The sequence below is a fragment of the Pantoea phosphatilytica genome (assembly GCF_051025615.1).
Lineage (GTDB): Bacteria > Pseudomonadota > Gammaproteobacteria > Enterobacterales > Enterobacteriaceae > Pantoea.
This window is the reverse complement of the sequence record NZ_JBPFDF010000004.1, coordinates 73,006-89,125: the sequence shown is the minus strand read 5'-3', so window position 1 is coordinate 89,125 and position 16,120 is coordinate 73,006. Positions and strand designations below refer to the sequence as shown.

18 protein-coding genes are annotated in these 16,120 nt (G+C 53.5%); 8 read left to right on the top strand and 10 right to left on the bottom strand.

Annotated elements, in window-relative coordinates:
- Nucleotides 1–148 precede the first annotated feature (148 nt).
- Genes ACR6AS_RS15395 through ACR6AS_RS15380 form a run of 4 tightly spaced genes read left to right on the top strand, consistent with a single transcriptional unit; the run spans nucleotide 149 to nucleotide 3,558 of the window.
- Nucleotides 149–1,063, top strand: a complete 915-nt coding sequence (locus ACR6AS_RS15395; protein ID WP_111138896.1) for a metal ABC transporter substrate-binding protein — start codon at nucleotides 149–151, stop codon at nucleotides 1,061–1,063.
- Nucleotides 1,060–1,857, top strand: coding sequence for a manganese/iron ABC transporter ATP-binding protein (locus ACR6AS_RS15390; protein ID WP_111138895.1), 798 nt, complete (start codon nucleotides 1,060–1,062; stop codon nucleotides 1,855–1,857). Before ACR6AS_RS15395 ends, ACR6AS_RS15390 begins: the two co-directional genes overlap by 4 nt.
- Nucleotides 1,857–2,729 carry an iron/manganese ABC transporter permease subunit SitC gene (gene sitC, locus ACR6AS_RS15385; RefSeq protein ID WP_434163171.1) on the top strand — a complete coding sequence of 291 codons (873 nt, stop codon included), beginning with the start codon at nucleotides 1,857–1,859 and terminating at the stop codon, nucleotides 2,727–2,729. Before ACR6AS_RS15390 ends, sitC begins: the two co-directional genes overlap by 1 nt.
- A complete protein-coding gene (locus ACR6AS_RS15380) occupies nucleotides 2,716–3,558 on the top strand; it encodes a metal ABC transporter permease (protein WP_111138894.1) in 843 nt (280 codons plus the stop codon). Before sitC ends, ACR6AS_RS15380 begins: the two co-directional genes overlap by 14 nt.
- A 13-nt stretch (nucleotides 3,559–3,571) precedes the next feature.
- Here the strand turns inward: ACR6AS_RS15380 and ACR6AS_RS15375 are convergent, their stop codons facing one another.
- A complete protein-coding gene (locus ACR6AS_RS15375; protein ID WP_293772610.1) occupies nucleotides 3,572–4,465 on the bottom strand; it encodes a LysR family transcriptional regulator in 894 nt (297 codons plus the stop codon).
- A 745-nt stretch (nucleotides 4,466–5,210) separates the two neighbouring features.
- On the opposite strand from ACR6AS_RS15375, the gene ACR6AS_RS15370 reads away from it, so the two are divergent.
- Entirely contained in the window at nucleotides 5,211–6,260 is a 1,050-nt protein-coding gene (locus ACR6AS_RS15370) for a GTP pyrophosphokinase (RefSeq protein ID WP_434162837.1), read from the top strand.
- Between the two features lie 127 nt (nucleotides 6,261–6,387).
- Here the strand turns inward: ACR6AS_RS15370 and ACR6AS_RS15365 are convergent, their stop codons facing one another.
- Nucleotides 6,388–6,870, bottom strand: a complete 483-nt coding sequence (locus ACR6AS_RS15365) for an NUDIX hydrolase (RefSeq protein WP_434162834.1) — start codon at nucleotides 6,868–6,870, stop codon at nucleotides 6,388–6,390.
- A gap of 275 nt (nucleotides 6,871–7,145) precedes the next feature.
- Entirely contained in the window at nucleotides 7,146–8,051 is a 906-nt protein-coding gene (locus ACR6AS_RS15360) for a LysR family transcriptional regulator (protein ID WP_111140999.1), read from the bottom strand.
- 97 nt (nucleotides 8,052–8,148) lie between these two features.
- On the opposite strand from ACR6AS_RS15360, the gene ACR6AS_RS15355 reads away from it, so the two are divergent.
- Both ACR6AS_RS15355 and ACR6AS_RS15350 read left to right on the top strand, forming a co-directional pair.
- Nucleotides 8,149–8,676 (top strand): GNAT family N-acetyltransferase, encoded by a 528-nt coding sequence (locus ACR6AS_RS15355; RefSeq protein ID WP_418798923.1) that lies wholly within the window; start codon nucleotides 8,149–8,151, stop codon nucleotides 8,674–8,676.
- A complete protein-coding gene (locus ACR6AS_RS15350) occupies nucleotides 8,673–9,899 on the top strand; it encodes an MFS transporter (RefSeq protein WP_111140995.1) in 1,227 nt (408 codons plus the stop codon). Before ACR6AS_RS15355 ends, ACR6AS_RS15350 begins: the two co-directional genes overlap by 4 nt.
- 81 nt (nucleotides 9,900–9,980) lie before the next feature.
- Here the strand turns inward: ACR6AS_RS15350 and arsC are convergent, their stop codons facing one another.
- A complete protein-coding gene (gene arsC, locus ACR6AS_RS15345) occupies nucleotides 9,981–10,409 on the bottom strand; it encodes a glutaredoxin-dependent arsenate reductase (RefSeq protein ID WP_293772617.1) in 429 nt (142 codons plus the stop codon).
- Between the two features lie 195 nt (nucleotides 10,410–10,604).
- On the opposite strand from arsC, the gene ACR6AS_RS15340 reads away from it, so the two are divergent.
- On the top strand, nucleotides 10,605–10,859 hold the full coding sequence (locus ACR6AS_RS15340) for a YrhK family protein (RefSeq protein ID WP_418798929.1): 255 nt from the start codon (nucleotides 10,605–10,607) through the stop codon (nucleotides 10,857–10,859).
- Between the two features lie 103 nt (nucleotides 10,860–10,962).
- On the opposite strand, the gene ACR6AS_RS15335 is transcribed toward ACR6AS_RS15340, so the two are convergent.
- The 6 genes from ACR6AS_RS15335 to ACR6AS_RS15310 form a co-directional block, all read right to left on the bottom strand.
- The gene (locus tag ACR6AS_RS15335; RefSeq protein ID WP_366509716.1) at nucleotides 10,963–13,020 is read right to left on the bottom strand and encodes a pyrroloquinoline quinone-dependent dehydrogenase; all 2,058 of its coding nucleotides are present in this window, start codon (nucleotides 13,018–13,020) and stop codon (nucleotides 10,963–10,965) included.
- Nucleotides 13,021–13,063: 43 nt separating this feature from the next.
- Nucleotides 13,064–13,429 (bottom strand): hypothetical protein, encoded by a 366-nt coding sequence (locus tag ACR6AS_RS15330; RefSeq protein WP_111140989.1) that lies wholly within the window; start codon nucleotides 13,427–13,429, stop codon nucleotides 13,064–13,066.
- A 406-nt stretch (nucleotides 13,430–13,835) separates the two neighbouring features.
- Nucleotides 13,836–14,126, bottom strand: a complete 291-nt coding sequence (locus ACR6AS_RS15325) for a Bor family protein (protein WP_111140987.1) — start codon at nucleotides 14,124–14,126, stop codon at nucleotides 13,836–13,838.
- A gap of 229 nt (nucleotides 14,127–14,355) precedes the next feature.
- Nucleotides 14,356–14,682, bottom strand: coding sequence for an alpha/beta fold hydrolase (locus ACR6AS_RS15320; RefSeq protein ID WP_434162829.1), 327 nt, complete (start codon nucleotides 14,680–14,682; stop codon nucleotides 14,356–14,358).
- Between the two features lie 238 nt (nucleotides 14,683–14,920).
- A complete protein-coding gene (locus ACR6AS_RS15315; protein ID WP_434162826.1) occupies nucleotides 14,921–15,448 on the bottom strand; it encodes a rhodanese family protein in 528 nt (175 codons plus the stop codon).
- Nucleotides 15,445–15,756, bottom strand: coding sequence for an ArsR/SmtB family transcription factor (locus ACR6AS_RS15310; RefSeq protein WP_293772624.1), 312 nt, complete (start codon nucleotides 15,754–15,756; stop codon nucleotides 15,445–15,447). The genes ACR6AS_RS15315 and ACR6AS_RS15310 overlap by 4 nt, the downstream gene beginning before the upstream one ends.
- Between the last annotated feature and the right edge of the window lie 364 nt (nucleotides 15,757–16,120).

The following is a 16,120-nucleotide window of genomic DNA, read 5'->3' as shown; positions in this document are numbered from 1 at the left end:
TATTTATTTAGCTGACACAACTTCACATTCACCCGCCGACGCTTAAAAAACTTCACATTCCGATGCTGTCAGTAAAATATAGCCTGTGCTATAAAAAATAGCAGAGGCTAATTATGCCTGAAATTTCACCATATCCGGAGATCGCTTCATGGCCCCGATAAAGAAGATGGCTGCGTTCTTAACCGGCGCGCTGCTGATCGCGCTGATGCCCACCAGCAGTAATGCAACAGAGAAATTTAAGATAGTGACCACCTTCACTGTTGTTGCTGACATGGTCAGGAACGTCGCGGGCGAGGCGGCAGAGGTCGTTTCCATCACCCGGCCGGGTGCGGAGATACATGAATATCAGCCTACGCCGGGCGATATTAAGCGGGCTCAGGGTGCGCAATTAATTATGGCAAACGGCCTTAACCTCGAACGCTGGTTTCAGCGTTTCTATCAGCACCTCGACGGCGTGCCGGAAGTGGTGGTTTCCGACGGCATTCAGCCGATTGGCATCGGCGAGGGGCCCTATAACGGGAAACCTAATCCTCACGCCTGGATGTCACCCGACAATGCGCTGATTTACGTTGATAACATCCGGAATGCGCTGATCCAGCATGACCCGGCCCGTGCGGAAACCTATCGCCAGAATGCGGCGGCCTATAAACAAAAAATCAGCGCGGCGCTGGACCCGCTTCGGCAGCAGATTGCGACTATCCCGGAGAATAAACGCTGGCTGGTGACCAGCGAAGGCGCGTTCTCCTATCTGGCCCGTGACCTGGGCATGAAAGAACTCTATCTGTGGCCGATCAATGCTGACCAGCAGGGTTCGCCGCAGCAGGTGAGAAAAGTCATCGACCAGGTCAGGAAACTCAAGATCCCGGCGGTGTTCAGTGAAAGCACCGTCCCGGATAAACCTGCCCGTCAGGTCGCGCGGGAAACCGGTGCGCATTATGGGGGTGTGCTTTATGTCGACTCCTTAAGCACGCCCGATGGCCCCGTGCCGACCTATCTCGATCTGCTCACCGTCACCACCCGCACGCTGGTTCAGGGCATCACGGCGGGAGAAAAAGCAGAATGAGTGAGACTATCGTGGTTTCAGGCGTCACTGTGATTTACCGCAACGGTCATACTGCGCTGCGGGATGCCAGCTTCAGCGTGCCGGGCGGATCGATTGCGGCGCTGGTGGGGGTCAACGGTTCCGGTAAATCGACGCTGTTCAGGGCGCTGATGGGGTTTGTCCGGCTCGCCAGCGGCACAATCTCTGTTCTGGGTATGCCGACCCGCCAGGCGCTGCGTCAGAACCTGGTGGCTTATGTGCCGCAGTCAGAAGAGGTGGACTGGTCTTTTCCGGTGCTGGTGGACGATGTGGTGATGATGGGGCGTTACGGTCACATGGGCCTGCTGCGCCGCCCGACCGCACATGATCAGCAGATTGTCAGTGAGGCGCTGGCGAGGGTGGATATGCTGGCGTACCGGCATCGCCAGATTGGCGAACTCTCTGGCGGACAGAAGAAACGCGTCTTTCTGGCGCGCGCCATCGCCCAGCAGGGCCGGGTCATTCTGCTGGACGAACCTTTTACCGGTGTGGATGTACAGACCGAGGCGCGGATCATCGCCCTGCTGGGCGAGCTGCGCGACGAAGGCAGGACAATGCTGGTCTCGACGCATGATCTGGATTCGATCACCCAATTCTGCGACTACACCGTCATGGTAAAAGGCACCGTTATCGCCAGCGGTCCGACCCTGACCACCTTTACGTCAGCCAACCTTGAGCGCGCCTTCGGCGGCGCGCTGCGCCATTCCGCGGTTAACGGGCTTGTAAATGACATGCAGCCTCTGTCCCGGGCCTCGCAGAAAGGGGAGGCCAGATGATGACGTGGCTTCTGGAACCCTTTGGTTATCACTACATGCTCAATGCGATGTGGGTTGCTGCGATGGTGGGCGCACTCTGCGCGTTTCTCTCCTGCTATCTGATGCTGAAAGGCTGGTCGCTGATCGGTGATGCGCTGTCACACTCGATTGTGCCGGGCGTCGCAGGCGCTTACATGCTGGGGCTGCCGTTTGCGCTGGGCGCGTTTCTCTCCGGTGGGCTGGCGGCGGGCAGTATGCTGTTACTGAATCAGCGCACACGCCTGAAAGAAGATGCGATTATCGGCCTGATCTTCTCTTCCTTCTTTGGTCTTGGCCTGTTTATGGTGTCGCTCAATCCCACGGCGGTGAACATCCAGACTATTGTGCTGGGCAACATTCTGGCGATCGACCCCGCTGACATCCTTCAGCTGGGCCTGATCGGCGGGCTGTCGGGCCTGATCCTGCTGTTTAAATGGAAAGATCTGATGCTGACCTTCTTTGACGAGAATCATGCGCGCGCCGTCGGGCTGCATCCTGAAAGGCTGAAAGTCCTGTTCTTTACGCTGCTGGCGGCGTCGACGGTGGCGGCACTGCAGACCGTCGGGGCGTTTCTGGTGATCTCTCTGGTGGTGACGCCGGGCGCCACGGCGTGGCTGCTCACCGACCGCTTTCCCCGCCTGCTGATCATTGCGGTCGCAATCGGCAGCATCACCAGTTTTCTGGGAGCCTGGGCAAGCTACTATCTGGATGGCGCGACGGGCGGCATTATTGTCGTGGCGCAGACGTTGTTGTTCCTGGTGGCATTTGTGTTTGCCCCGAAACAGGGCTTACTGGCTCAACGCCGTCGTAGCCGCTATCAGAGCGAAAAGGAGCTGGCCGATGTGGATCCTTGAACCTTTCCGGTTTGCTTTTATGAACAGCGCCTTACTGACGGTGCTGATGGTGGCGATCCCCTGTGCCATCCTGTCCGTGTTTCTGGTGCTGAAAGGCTGGGCGCTGATGGGGGATGCCATGAGCCATGCGGTATTCCCCGGCATCGTGCTTGCCTGGATGGCGGGGCTGCCGCTGGCGGCAGGCGCCTTTGTCGCGGGCATATTCTGCGCAGTGGCCAGTGGATTTTTGCAAAACAACAGCCGCATCAAACAGGATACGGTGCTGGGGATCGTCTTCTCAGGCATGTTTGCGGCGGGGCTGATCCTCTACATCGCCGTTAAACCTGACGTGCATCTCGACCATATCCTGTTTGGTAACATGCTCGGCATTACCGGCGCAGACATGATCCAGACTGCGATCATTGCTGTCATTGTCGTAGCCGTAATGGTGCTGAAATGGCGTGACTTTATGCTGTTCAGTTTTGATGCGCAGCAGGCACAGGTTTCGGGATTGCCCACGCGCTGGCTGCATTATGGGCTGCTCTGCATGGTCTCCCTGACGCTTGTCGGAACACTGAAGGCGGTAGGGGTTATCCTGTCGATCTCTCTGCTGATTGCGCCAGGCGCGATTGCGCTCCTGCTCACCCGTCGGTTTTCCCACGCGCTGCTGGTGGCCGTCATCGTTTCCGTGCTGGTGTCGCTAAGCGGGGTTTATCTGTCGTTCTTTATCGACAGCGCACCCGCACCGACCATCGTCGTGCTGTTCGCACTGGTGTTTGTCGTGGCGATGGTCACGGCCGGACGTCAGGCCCGGCCGTCTCAGCCTCAGGTGACAGACGCCGGCCAATAGCTTCTACAGCGCATCAGCCACGATAGCGTATCGCCTCAAGCAGCAGCGAAAAGGCGCGGGTGTGCTGTCGTCGGCTGGGGTAGTAAAGGAAATAGCCCGGAAAAGGTTCACACCACTCATGCAGCACCTGAACCAGACGGCCCTGTTTCAGGTGCTCAGCTACGCTATCCTGCGGAACACAGGCGATCCCCATTCCGCTCAGCGCGGCGTCAATACGCGACGGGAGATGGTTAAAAATTAGCTGCCCCTGCGTTTTGACTCTGATGGGTTTGCCATCACGCATAAATTCCCAGTTATAGAGGCCGCCCAGGGTCGGCAGACGCAGATTGATGCAGTTGTGATGCTGCAGTTCATAGGGCGTTGCCGGTTTGCCATGTTGCTCAAAATAGGCGTGAGTGGCGACCACGCACATATTCCAGTCCGGCCCGATACGCACCGCGACCATATCCTTTTCGACCTGTTCGCCCAGCCGCACGCCCGCGTCGAACCGATCGCTGACGATATCGGTCAGGCTGTTATCCACGGAAAATTCGAGGTTCACATCGGGATAACGCTGCAGAAAGGGTTTCAGGCGCGGCCAGAGCGTGGAGGTGAGCGCATGCTCGCTGGAGGTGATTCGGATAGTGCCCGCGATCTTATCCTGACGTTCGGTGACACCGATCAGCTCTGCTTCGATCTCGCTGAACAGCGGAGCGAGCGTTTTGATCAGCTGCTCACCCGCTTCGGTCGGTGCGACGCTCCGGGTGGTACGCGTCAGCAGTCGGACGTTGAGGCGCGCTTCCAGCCCGCGAATGGCATGGCTTAGGGCAGACTGGGAGACGCCCAGTTTAGCTGCGGCCCGGGTAAAGCTGCGCGCTTCGGCCACGACGACCAGATAAATTAAATCGTTAACGTTTTCTTTCAGCATCGGCTGTGTGACCTGGAAGTAGAGAGAAGCAGGGGGGGCTGAGATCCCTGTGCGGCGATCTGCGTTGCCGACTGAGTGGTTATCAGACCTGAAATTGCTCAGCATTGCACGTTTTGCGGCATCATGATCGCGTTACAGAGAACAGCGAGACAGGGCTTGCTGGGTGCGGGACAGTGCAGGATGAGCAGAGTTGAATCCGGTGGAGCCTGTGCAGATTATCCGGCAGGGCGATGGCACTCATCCGGCAATCAAAGGCAGGCTTACCGATGGGTCGCCTGTGCGGGCATCTGACCATCCTGGCAGCATCGGATGCTGGCGTGATGATCCTGCGGCCTGGAAGGAATTGAATCCTTATTACCCGGCACACCAGTGAGAGTTCCGGCATCCCTGACGCTTATCCTCTGAACCCGCGCAGGTAACCCTCTGCCTGCAAGCTGGTTTTTTCACGAAATTGCGGACGTCGGTGCCTTCCGCTTTTCGAACACCGCGCGGCTTCAGCAGCCACCGTCCGCTATGTGCCAGACGCGGACGTTGTTAAAGTCATTGTCATTTACTTTATAGGATTGAATAATATAATTTAGAATATAAAAAAATGATGGTAAGGTGTAGTCAAATGGAGGCTGTTAAATTTATAAGTAGAATACACTTCAGCTGAGATCAGCAGTTGAAGAGACCGATTGCTGAAATTAGCAAGACGTATTTTAACTAATCTAATAGCCGTTCTCAATGAATAAAGTAAGGGTAAATGATGCCATTGACAGATGCAGATATTAATGAATGTGGGGAAAGATATCTACGAGAATATGATCGATATCAAAAAATGGCAGAGATCGCATATCAAAAATGCTACGACATAGTGCATAAAAAATTAACGGTTCGAGCAACAGTCCAAAGACGTGCGAAATCTCAAAAAAGTTTTGTTGATAAATTAAGGAAAAGCGAATATAGAAATAAATTCAATTCTGTGGATGAGGTTTTTTCAGGCATCAGCGATTTAGCGGGGGTAAGAATTGCGACCTATCTTGAATCAGATAGACAGCAAGTTGTAGATGAAATAACTAATTCTTTCGTTGGAAAGAATGACGATGTTCCAGTAATAGAAAGAATAGATCGAAACGAAAAATATAGGCATTATCGAGCCACACACTGCCAGGTTTATCTTCCTGAAGAAGACCTGTCAGGTACTAACGAAAATTTAAAAGGAACAACTTGTGAAATACAAGTTTGTAGTCTCCTTGCTCATGTGTTTAATGAAATTGAACATGATCTTCAGTATAAGCCTCTCAGCGGGGAATTGTCTCCTTCAGAAAAAGAATTTATTGATCAGCTAGGCTCGCTTACTAAAGCTGGAGATTATACAATAAAGTGGCTGCTTGCAAAAACAGAAGAAAGGCTTAGCCATAGAACTGGTGAGTTTGATGATGTCTACGACTTTGTTGTCAGAATGAGAAAGGATTTTACATACAGTAAAAATTTTCCAAGTAATGCTGGGCAATTATATGAAGAATTAGAGTCATTAGGCTTGAAATCACCAGAAGCAATCCGTGAGGCTATTACAAATTCAGACGGTGATTTGAATAATATTTGTATTGAAGCATTTAATGAATTGAAAGAGTATGAAAAGCAAACTAATAGAATTTTACTCGAAGATGAAAGTTCTGACTTACTACTCGTTGGATTGCTTAAAGTAAAGGTGGATGAGATCCTTAAAAGACATCCTATGGGAAGAGGAAAGGGACGGCCATCTAGGCTTGCATTAATAGCTAAAAGCTATAAAGAAATGCAAGAGAGATAAATTAAAAATGACTATAGTACTAATATTTTATTAAGAACTTTACATCTGTTTTCCGCTCATAACAGACCATCAAACGTCACCGAATGTCCGCTTTGTGCAAGATGCGGACATGGGTGTTTTACCGGAATTAAGCGCCTTTCAATGCACTGAATTCAGCAGGGCTGGATGAATCTTTGCAGAGTATGTCGATGATTAAATCGTGGGGAAAGATAGTTTCGCTGGTATCTTCAAGCTCCTTCAATGTCCACCAGTGATGCTTTTTAATAACTTGCTTTTCATTTTCACTCCATCCTGAGTCGTCGACATCACGCTTTTCAGCATGGATGATAAAGAAATGCTCTTCAGCATGAACGGTCTCTCCGTCAGGCAGCTGCATAGGAAAAGTTCGGGATGCCACCACCGCTCCAGCGGAATCTCTTTTTAACCCGGTCTCTTCCAGCAGCTCCCTGAGCGCTGCCTGTTCGAAGGATTCATTATGTTCAAGCCCACCGCCAGGCGTCGCCCAGTAGGACATGCCGCTTAATGCGTCATTTTCGTGGGAAAAATTAAACAGCAAAACATTTTTGTCAGGTGAAACAATAATTAACCGAGATGACTGACGAGTACGCATGAAGCATCCTTCTGATGCTGTAAAAGCTGATTTCCGTTTCGCTATTCAACCATAAACAGCCGCCTGAATCTTTCAGAACGAGCCCTCAAAATTAATAAGACGTTTAGTTCGTTAGACATTCACCCTGGTATGACAACGTCCGCTTTTCGCCCATAGCGGACGTTGGCTGGCCTGCCCGCTCAGTACCAGAAGCGGGCAGGGGTAAGCGGGTTCATGCTGCGGGGAGACTTCTCCCCTTCAGTCCGCACCTGTCCGGCCTGGATGCCCGATAACATCTATCTGCTTTCGGTTTTTGCAAAACAGCTGTTCAGGCTTTTCAGCACTTCATTGATTCCTCTACTTACAATCCGATCCTCCCGCATAACGGCTCCGAGCGTCCGGTGAAGAGAGGGCGTCACAGGGTAAATATCGAGCCCCGATCTTTCTTCAATGGATGCAACGGACATCCGGGGAACAATGCTGTAGCCAAGACCAGCACGGACCATTCTTTTAACCGCCTCGATACTGCCAAGCTCCATGACCGGGCAGGCCACATGTCCCGCCTCACGGAACCAGTGGTCAATCAGGGCGCGTGTTCCGCTCCCCGGTTCAAAAATGATCAAGGGCAGCGGCAGCAAGGCGCCCGGCGTCCAGATTTTCGCGCTCAGCGCCGCGACATCCTTTTCCATGATGACGACGAACTCATCCCTACCCAGCGGGGTAATGCTCAGATTTTTACCGGTGGCTGGCAGCGTCACCAGGCCAATATCTATACGATTTTCCTCTACGGCCCGTACAATTTCGGACGTGTTGCCTGTGCGTACGTCCACCTTCAGCAGGGGATGAGCCTGTCGCAGCTGCTGCAGTAAGGGAGGCAGCAGATGAATACAGGCCGTTGCGCCTGTGCCGACAGTCACTGTGCCGCTTATCTCGCTGGAGTGCAGGCACACCGATTCAACCGCTGTACTGACCGCAGCATCAATTTTCAGGCTGTGTTCAACCAGCGTCAGCCCGGCAGGTGTGGGCCTGACTCCCCGGCTGGTGCGCTCAATCAGCCGGACCTGAAGCGCCTGCTCCAGTTGTCTGATCTGCAGGCTCACTGCAGGCTGTGACAGACCCAGTGCCTCAGCCGCTCCGGAGAAACTGCCCCGGCTGATGACCAGTCTGAAAGTAGCAAGGTGATCGAGGTTCAGGTTAGCCATACCAAAATTTTCCTTATGCCGCTGATAAGTCCTGCTGACTGCCTCAAATTATTCATCCGGGTTAGTCTCCGCTTCTGACCTGAAAGGAGCCGTACCGATGGAAATAACCGAAGCAGATGAACGACATATTCCTGCCATCCAGCAGATTTATGCTTATCACGTATTGCATGGCACTGCCACTTTTGAGACCGAACCGCCGGACGTGGCTGAAATAACAGCCCGTATGAAAAAGTTGCGTGCAGCAGGATTACCCTGGTTTGTGGCGGTTGAGGCGGGCAGTGTCAGCGGATACTGCTACCTGTCACGCTATCGTGAACGGCATGCATACAGGTTCACCCTGGAGGACTCTGTATATATTGCCCCCGGCAGCCAGGGACAGGGGATCGGAAAAAAGTTGTTATCAAGTGCGGTTGCCTGGGCAGAGGCTAAGGGCTTCCGTCAGCTCGTGGCCGTGGTGGGAAACAGCGAAAATACCGCCTCTCTTGCCCTGCATTGTGCGGCAGGCTTCAGCATGACAGGGACCCTTAAATCCGTAGGATTCAAGCATGGACGCTGGCTCGATACGGTCATCCTGCAGCGTACGCTCGGGCAGGGGAACGCCACATTGCCGGAGTGCGCAGGTTGAGTGACGGGCATCTGACAGGACGCACCCTTTTCTGCATTGGCATGACGCAGCTTATCAACTGGGGTATTACCTTCTATATGCCGGGCGTCTTCGGGACTGCCATCATGGCGGAGACAGGCTGGTCGCCGGTTGTGACCTTCTTCGGGTTGACTATTGCCATGCTCGTTATGGGGCTTGTGTCGCCGCTCACCGGCCCCCTGATCGCCCGTACCGGCGGACGAACAATGATGATGGCGGGTACTTTCGCCATTATCCTCGGTTGTTTTCTGATGGCGTTTACCCGTTCAACCACATCGTGGGTGGCCGTCTGGCTTCTGATGGGAGCCGGTATGCGACTCGCTCTGTATGATGCCGCGTTTGCTCTGCTTGTGGAGATTACTGGCGCAGCGGCCCGCCGGGCGGTCGCCCTGGTTACATTACTGGGTGGACTCGCTTCAGCCCTGTTCTGGCCTGCTGGCGCTGCGCTACTGCATGTTACCGACTGGCGGCATGCTCTTATCGTTTACGGTTGTGCGGGCATCGTCAGCCTGCTTCTCCTGTCCACCGTTCCGGCAGGGCACCGGCGTAACCCTTTCGTTACCGGGCAGTCCGCGCGTGCGACAAGCGGAACAGCAGAAGAGCGAAAAGCATCCGTCAGCGGCCTGTGGTACGCCACGCTGATAGCACTGATGAGCTTTGTTTCCACCGGCGTATCCACTCATTTTCCTCAGATACTGGCCGCCTGGGGCATGTCCGCCATGACCGGCATGTTGTGGGGGGTGGGGCAGGTGAGCGCCCGACTGCTGGACGTTGCTTCTGGCGCACGAACCTCTGCTGTCCGTCTGAATCTGATTATCGGTATTCTTCTGCCACTCTGCTTTCTGGCCGGGCTGGCGGGGAACGTGAATCCTGTGGCTGCAGCCATCTTTGTTCTGAGTTACGGCGCTGTGAACGGACTGAGCACGGTAGTAAAGGCCGTACTCCCGCTGGTACTGTTTGAGCCGCAGCAGTATGCCCGCAGGACAGGCATACTGCTGTCACCCGCTTTTTTCCTCGCGGCGATCGCCCCGTCAGTTTACGCCATGCTGCTGGAGCGATACGGGATACCCGGTACGCTGCTTTTATCTGCCATCCTTACCCTGTTCATCACGGCGATCTCTGTCGTGATCGGGCGTCGCCACCCCGCCTCCGCTGAACAGCGCCGGGATAAGATCGCTACATCCCGTCCGCAGAAAAACAGGTGACTCAACGCCGTTAACCGGAAGCGTATGAAAAAGCTGGCCTCTGTTTTTGCCTCTCCCTTCCGCTGGCAGCACACTGAAAAATCAGTGGCTGATCCGGTTTCCGTGTTCATCAATGACTTTTTCGCCGTCCTCTTTGGTAAATGCTCCCTGCTGCGGGTCGGGCAGAATATCCAGAACCGCTTCAGACGGACGACAGAGTCTTGTGCCGAGCGGCGTCACCACCACCGGACGGTTGATAAGGATGGGGTGAGCCAGCATTGCATTCAGCAGTTCGTCATCGCTGAACCGATCTTCTGCCAGCCCCAGTTGCTCATACGGCTCTGTGTTTTTGCGCAGCAGGGCGCGAGGGCGGATACCCATATCAGCTATCAGCTTTTTAAGCGCGTCCCGGGAGGGGGGTGTCTCCAGATATAAAATCACTGCTGGCTCCGCGCCACTGTTGCGGATAAGCGCCAGGGTATTACGCGACGTTCCACAGGCCGGGTTGTGGTAAATGGTGATATCACTCATAAACGGTACTCCGTTACGGGTCTGCGCAGAGGCTGCCCTGGTGTTGTGGTTAAACAGACAGTCACAGGACCAGCGCAGTCCCGATAATCGCACTCCAGCCCATGCTGACTGCTTTTTATCTTCAGCGTCAGCAATATTTACAACACGGGTGCTAATCTTATCAGGACAGAAAAGTTTATTAAGCATGGGGAGTGGATGCGAAAGCGCGAAGCAGAAATAGACATCGGGGCCGACCACATAATTATCGAGCGGCGTTATCGGGCGCTGGGTGCGCTGAACGATTTACTGATAGCGATATGGTTTTTCATCGGCAGTATTTTCTTCTTTTACGACTCCCTGATGACTGACGGAACGTGGTTATTTGTGGCGGGCAGCCTGCAGTTGCTGCTGCGGCCGGTTATTACACTGGTCGAGCTCATCCATGTCCGCAAGGCCTATGCGAGGGAATAGGTTTTCTCTGGTCAGTCGTTACTAATCAACAGACGCTCTGCTGCATTTAAAGCGTGGGGCACTGAGGCCCCACGATGCGTGCATTAAGGCGTCTTACAAACGATTACTCAGGCAACGCGTATACCACGACCTGATCGCCCACCTGATCTTTCAGGATGGTGTTGCCCCCCGCGACGAAAGCAACATACTGACGACCTTTATACTCGTAGATTGAAGGGTTTGCTACGGCAGGGGCTTCGGCCTGATCAGACCACAGTTCCTCACCGTTATCCACCGAGTAGGCACGGACTTTGGCATCCATTGAGGCGCCAATGAAAACCACACCGCCAGCCGTCACGGCGGGGCCGCCGATGGTGGGTGAACCCCAGCTTTCCGGCATAAAGAAGCCATACTGCTGCGATGCCCCCACCGGGCGACGCCATTTTACATCACCCGTATGCATGTCGATCGCCACCATTTCACCAAAGGGCGGCTGCCAGCATGGCATCCCCAGCCAGTTATTTGCCACCATCAGACGCAGGCCATAAGGCGCCCCTTCCTGCGGTGCAAAACCGTTTTCATTACCGGAACCACTGTCCGCTTTTTCGTAGTCTTTGCGGTTATAAAGCTTCACGTACTGCACAATGTGTGAGGTATTGACGATCGCAATCTGTTTCTGCGGATCGAACGCTACGCCGCCCCACTGGACGCCTCCGGCACTGTCGGGATAGGTCAGCGCGCCTTCACCTTTGGTGGTTGGCGGCGTGTACATACCCTCATAGGTCAGCTTATCCCACAGTCTTGAACACTGACCTGCACCCACCACATCCGCCAGTTTCCAGATCGCGGGCTTTTTCGATTGATCGAGCAGCGGCGCAGGTTTCGTCGGGAAGGGCTGTGTTGGCGAGAGCATTTCGCCCTGTACGGAACCATCACCCTGCGGCACCGGACGCTCTTCAATCGGCCAGACATCCTCGCCCGTCAGACGGTTCACTACAAACAGGAAACCCTGCTTGGTCGCCTGAATCAGTGCCGGGATCTGCTTGCCGTTTACGGTAATATCCATCAGCGTCGGTGCTGAGTTGATATCGTAATCCCATACATCGTGATGCACCCACTGACGAGACCAGACAACGCGACCGGTATTGATATCCAGCGCGGTGGTCGAGGTGCCGAGTGGAATCGGATCGACGCGGTTACCGCCCCAGTAGTTGGGGGAAGGGGACGACACGGGCAGATAAACCAGACCGTGCGCCTCGTCAGCGGACATATGGGTCCAGACGTTGGCCGTACCGGTACGTTCACGGATTGCTGCCGGGATCGCTTCAAATACCCATTCGCGCTTGCCGGTCTGTGCGTTAACGGCAAACACGGTGCCCGGAGGCGCTTCAGCATAGGCCCAGTCTTTACCCGCCCAGCCTATCAGGACGTGGTTGCCAACAACCGTTGGCGGCTGCAACACGGATAGCGGGTATTTAGCATTAATCGTGTTCCATTGATTAAGATTCAGGACGCCATTATCAGCAAAATCCGTGCACGGCTTACCGGAGTCGGCATCCAGTGCAAACAGCTTGCCGTCAACGGTACCCATATAGACAATCTTCTGACACGCCTGCCCGGCAACCGGATTTTTTGCCTGCCAGTAAGAGACGCCCCGGTTTTTCAGTACCGGCTGCGTCAGAGCTTTGCGCGGAGATTTTGTATCATAGTGCCACTTCTCTTTACCTGTGCCTGGATCCAATGCAATCAGGCGATCGAAAGGGGTTCCGATATAAATCGTCTCATTGGCAAAGATAGGCGTGGCCGACCAGACGGTGGCTGGCGTGTCGCCTTTACCATCTGAGACATCGCCGGTATGAAACTCCCAGACTTTTTTTAATTTGCTGACGTTTTCAGCCGTAATCTGCTTAAGAGGGCTGTATTTCTGTGCGTTGAGCTGACCATGAAAGCTGTCCCAGGTGGCAGTCGCAGGCACCAGCGGGGAGCCTGTCTGAGGGGCAGAATCGACTTTCTCTCCATCGCGCTTGCCGGTTGAGGCTTCGCTACTGGTTTTTGTCGTTCCCGGCGATTGTTGGTCGGCCGCGTCCACGTTCAGTTTTTCCTGCGTCCCCATAGAGGCTTCAGCGGCTTTATCCTGCGCCTGCGACATCAGCGGGGTGAGAAGCAGAGCCAGTGCCGTCATGCTGACTTTCATGGTTGAGTATTTGTTATGCACGGGCGGATCCTCAGGCTCTGGCGCGATGATTAGGGGCAACGGGGTTGCGGCTCAGCATAATCAGACCTATCAGGCCGATCACCATCGCGGCTGTAATGAGGTACTGATGCAACAGCGCGGCTGCAAAACCGATACCCGACAACAGCACTACAGTCATAATAATTAACGAAGTGCGCATGCCCCGACGGGATACGCCACGTAACAGAAGCGCCAGGAGCGCCAGCACGGCGCTGGCGATGGCGACACCCAGCGCACCGATGGTGCCGGTAACACCGGTGAGTGGCGTCAGCCATGCGTACAGCGCGACCGAGAAGCCAATCACGCCTGCCAGCAGCAGCAGTAAGCTACCCATGCGTGAAGATTGAGAGTGCAACATCGTAGGAAGTCCCCTGAGAAAATGAGTCGTTAATAAGGTCTGAGGCAGGGTTATGCCGCTCTTTTATGCACAAGGTAATGACGGAAAACCCAACGGGACGCGAAAAGCAGCGGCAAAGCGCAATAAACGTCACTGAGTATAGAAGATGATTTTCCCCTGGATCGTTCAAAGTGACAGGGAACGTTTTTTTGCGGGTGTAAAACAGTGAGAAGGCGGGTCAGGCTGTGGGTATCAACATGACGCTGCTGAAGGAAATCGGGGCTGCGATAATCTCTTCACGCGCGCTCAGCGCTTTATCGTCGTCAGCAGGCAAGCCGTACAGCGGTGCGACAGCAGAAGTTAATAATAGATTGATGCGATTTAATAACTGAGGAGGATTAGGCCGGCGAACCGGCCTCAGGCATGATCAGATGGCGCAATAAACGCGCGCTTCACGAGGCGTGTAGATGCCAAACGTCACTACGCTCAGTAAGCCATTAACAAACGTCTGCTGCACTTCAACCCGATTAACTTTTTCCTGGCCGCCGCACACCTGCGCTGCATCAATGCTCTTACGCTGACCGATACCTGAAACAAAGAACGGCTGGCTGGTGGTTTTTGTCGCCGCGCCAACCTGATTCTGTTTCATTACGAAAGTCTGCTGCGCACAGCCGGTTAAACTCAGAGCCAGTACTGCCGCAACACAAAGCTTGTTCATAAATATCCTTATCGCTTGAAATAAAAAAAATGCTGAGTGAAATCATCACTCAGCCAGCAATCAGGTTATCGGCAACAAAAGCGAAAACATGAGAAAAAAATTTTTAAGTACGCCTGACAGGTACGTTTTGCCGAAGAGTGCAGTAATAAAAAAAGCCGCTGCTCAGCAGGGGCTTTTTATGTTTACCGCGGCGTCTTCGCTTTCACTATAAGTATATATCTGTATGCTGCTAGCAAGGTTGCAACAGAAAACGCTGTAATTCAGCCGTGACTTCTTTTGGATTTTCCTCGGCCATATGGTGACCACTGGCTATAGCTCTTTTTGAAGAACCAGCATGATCAAACTGATCAGCTGGCTTTGACGATTGACCGAACCCCCGCAAATCAGGACATACCACGGTAAATGATTTAGCCAGCTCGGGAGCCACTTTTGACCAGGTTACATGTGTACGAGGGTGTCCATGTAATAACAGAACAGGTGGTCCGATCCCCCCAAATCGCACATTGAGTTCTGCTTCTGAAAGGCTGACTCGTGTATGTGTAAATCCTTCAAACATATGCTGACTCCCACGGTAATAGGTGGGGATAATTATAGGCCGCTGTTTAGTCCGACACTTTGCTACGTAAGGGCTCAGCATATTCACCCCTAATGGCAAAGCTGGTAATGCATCGCAAGAAGGCGTTTTGGGAAAAAATTTAAAATGAATGTCCGCTTCTCGCTCATCGCTGACCTTCAACGCTTAACTATTTAACCGGCGCAAGCAGCGCACTCATCTGCGCATACTCTACTAATCGTTATTGATGCATTCTGTTCCAGGGCATTTTTAACAGTAAATTTGCCATGCCACAGATACCGCTGACGCCTGCAAAAAGTAATCCCGCGCCGGTAAAGCCAGCGAGTAAAAACAGACGGCTGTCTATGCTGTAACCCAGAACAACCCCGGTAAGAATCAGTGTGCCTGCAACAATCTGGACCTGCCTCATAATTGGCAAGGGTTGCTTCTTGTCTTCCACCACCGGGAGGCTGGCGCGCCTCCAGGCATTAATGCCACCCGCCAGTATCAACGCGGGTACCGGGCCTGCTGCGGCCATGAGCGAACGGGCATTCTGAGCCGTGCGACCGCCTGACAGACAGTGAAAGATGAGAGGCCGTCCCTCTGGATTCTCTATCGTTTTACCTGCCTGGATATCGGTCAGGGGAAAGGAACGCGCACCAGGAATGTGTTCACGCAGATATTCTGAGGTATCGCGGATATCAATGAGCAACGCCCCATGCTCAATCAGTGTTTTAGCCTTTTCGGGTGTAACAGATTCCGGACTCATCTGAACTCCTCTGGACAATAGATCGCTTTTAGCGTGGAGATAACTTTTTTCACCGCCTCATCTTTGATGAAGTAGTTCATTCTCTGCGCCACTCTTTCAGATGCAATGACGCCATCCTCTTTCATCTTCGCCAGATGCTGAGAGGTTGCCGAGGGCGAAAGGCCGGTCAGCTGACTCAGCTCACCTGATGAGGTGCCAGGCTTCTCGATAAGCACGCAGAGGATCAGCAGCCGACGGGGGTGGCTCATCGACTTAAGCAGGGTAGTTGCGCGCGAGGCGCTTTCCTGTAGCTGTAAAGGAGTGTTCATCTCTTTATTTTAGTTAAATCTAAATTTAGTAAAATCTAAAATAAACTGCATTTTCCTGCAAGCAAAAATTGAGGAAACCGGGACGTTCCCTGGCGATCACATCAGTCAACTTCCGCTCCCATTCCTGTCCCGCTCTTTACGGTCAAATACCTATCCGCAGTGCCGGCAGAAACCCTGGAGAAAAGATCCGCATTCCGCCCGAAGCAGGGCGCTGGCGCGTTTTCACGGTGCTTTCCGCTTCGGATAACGCTGACTTTTACCGACCCTGCCACCAGATTGCCAAAAAGCTGCTAAACCTTATGACAGAGATACGCGCGTAAAGATTAGGGTTATCACCATTTCCCCGATTTCACTCCCGTCAGAG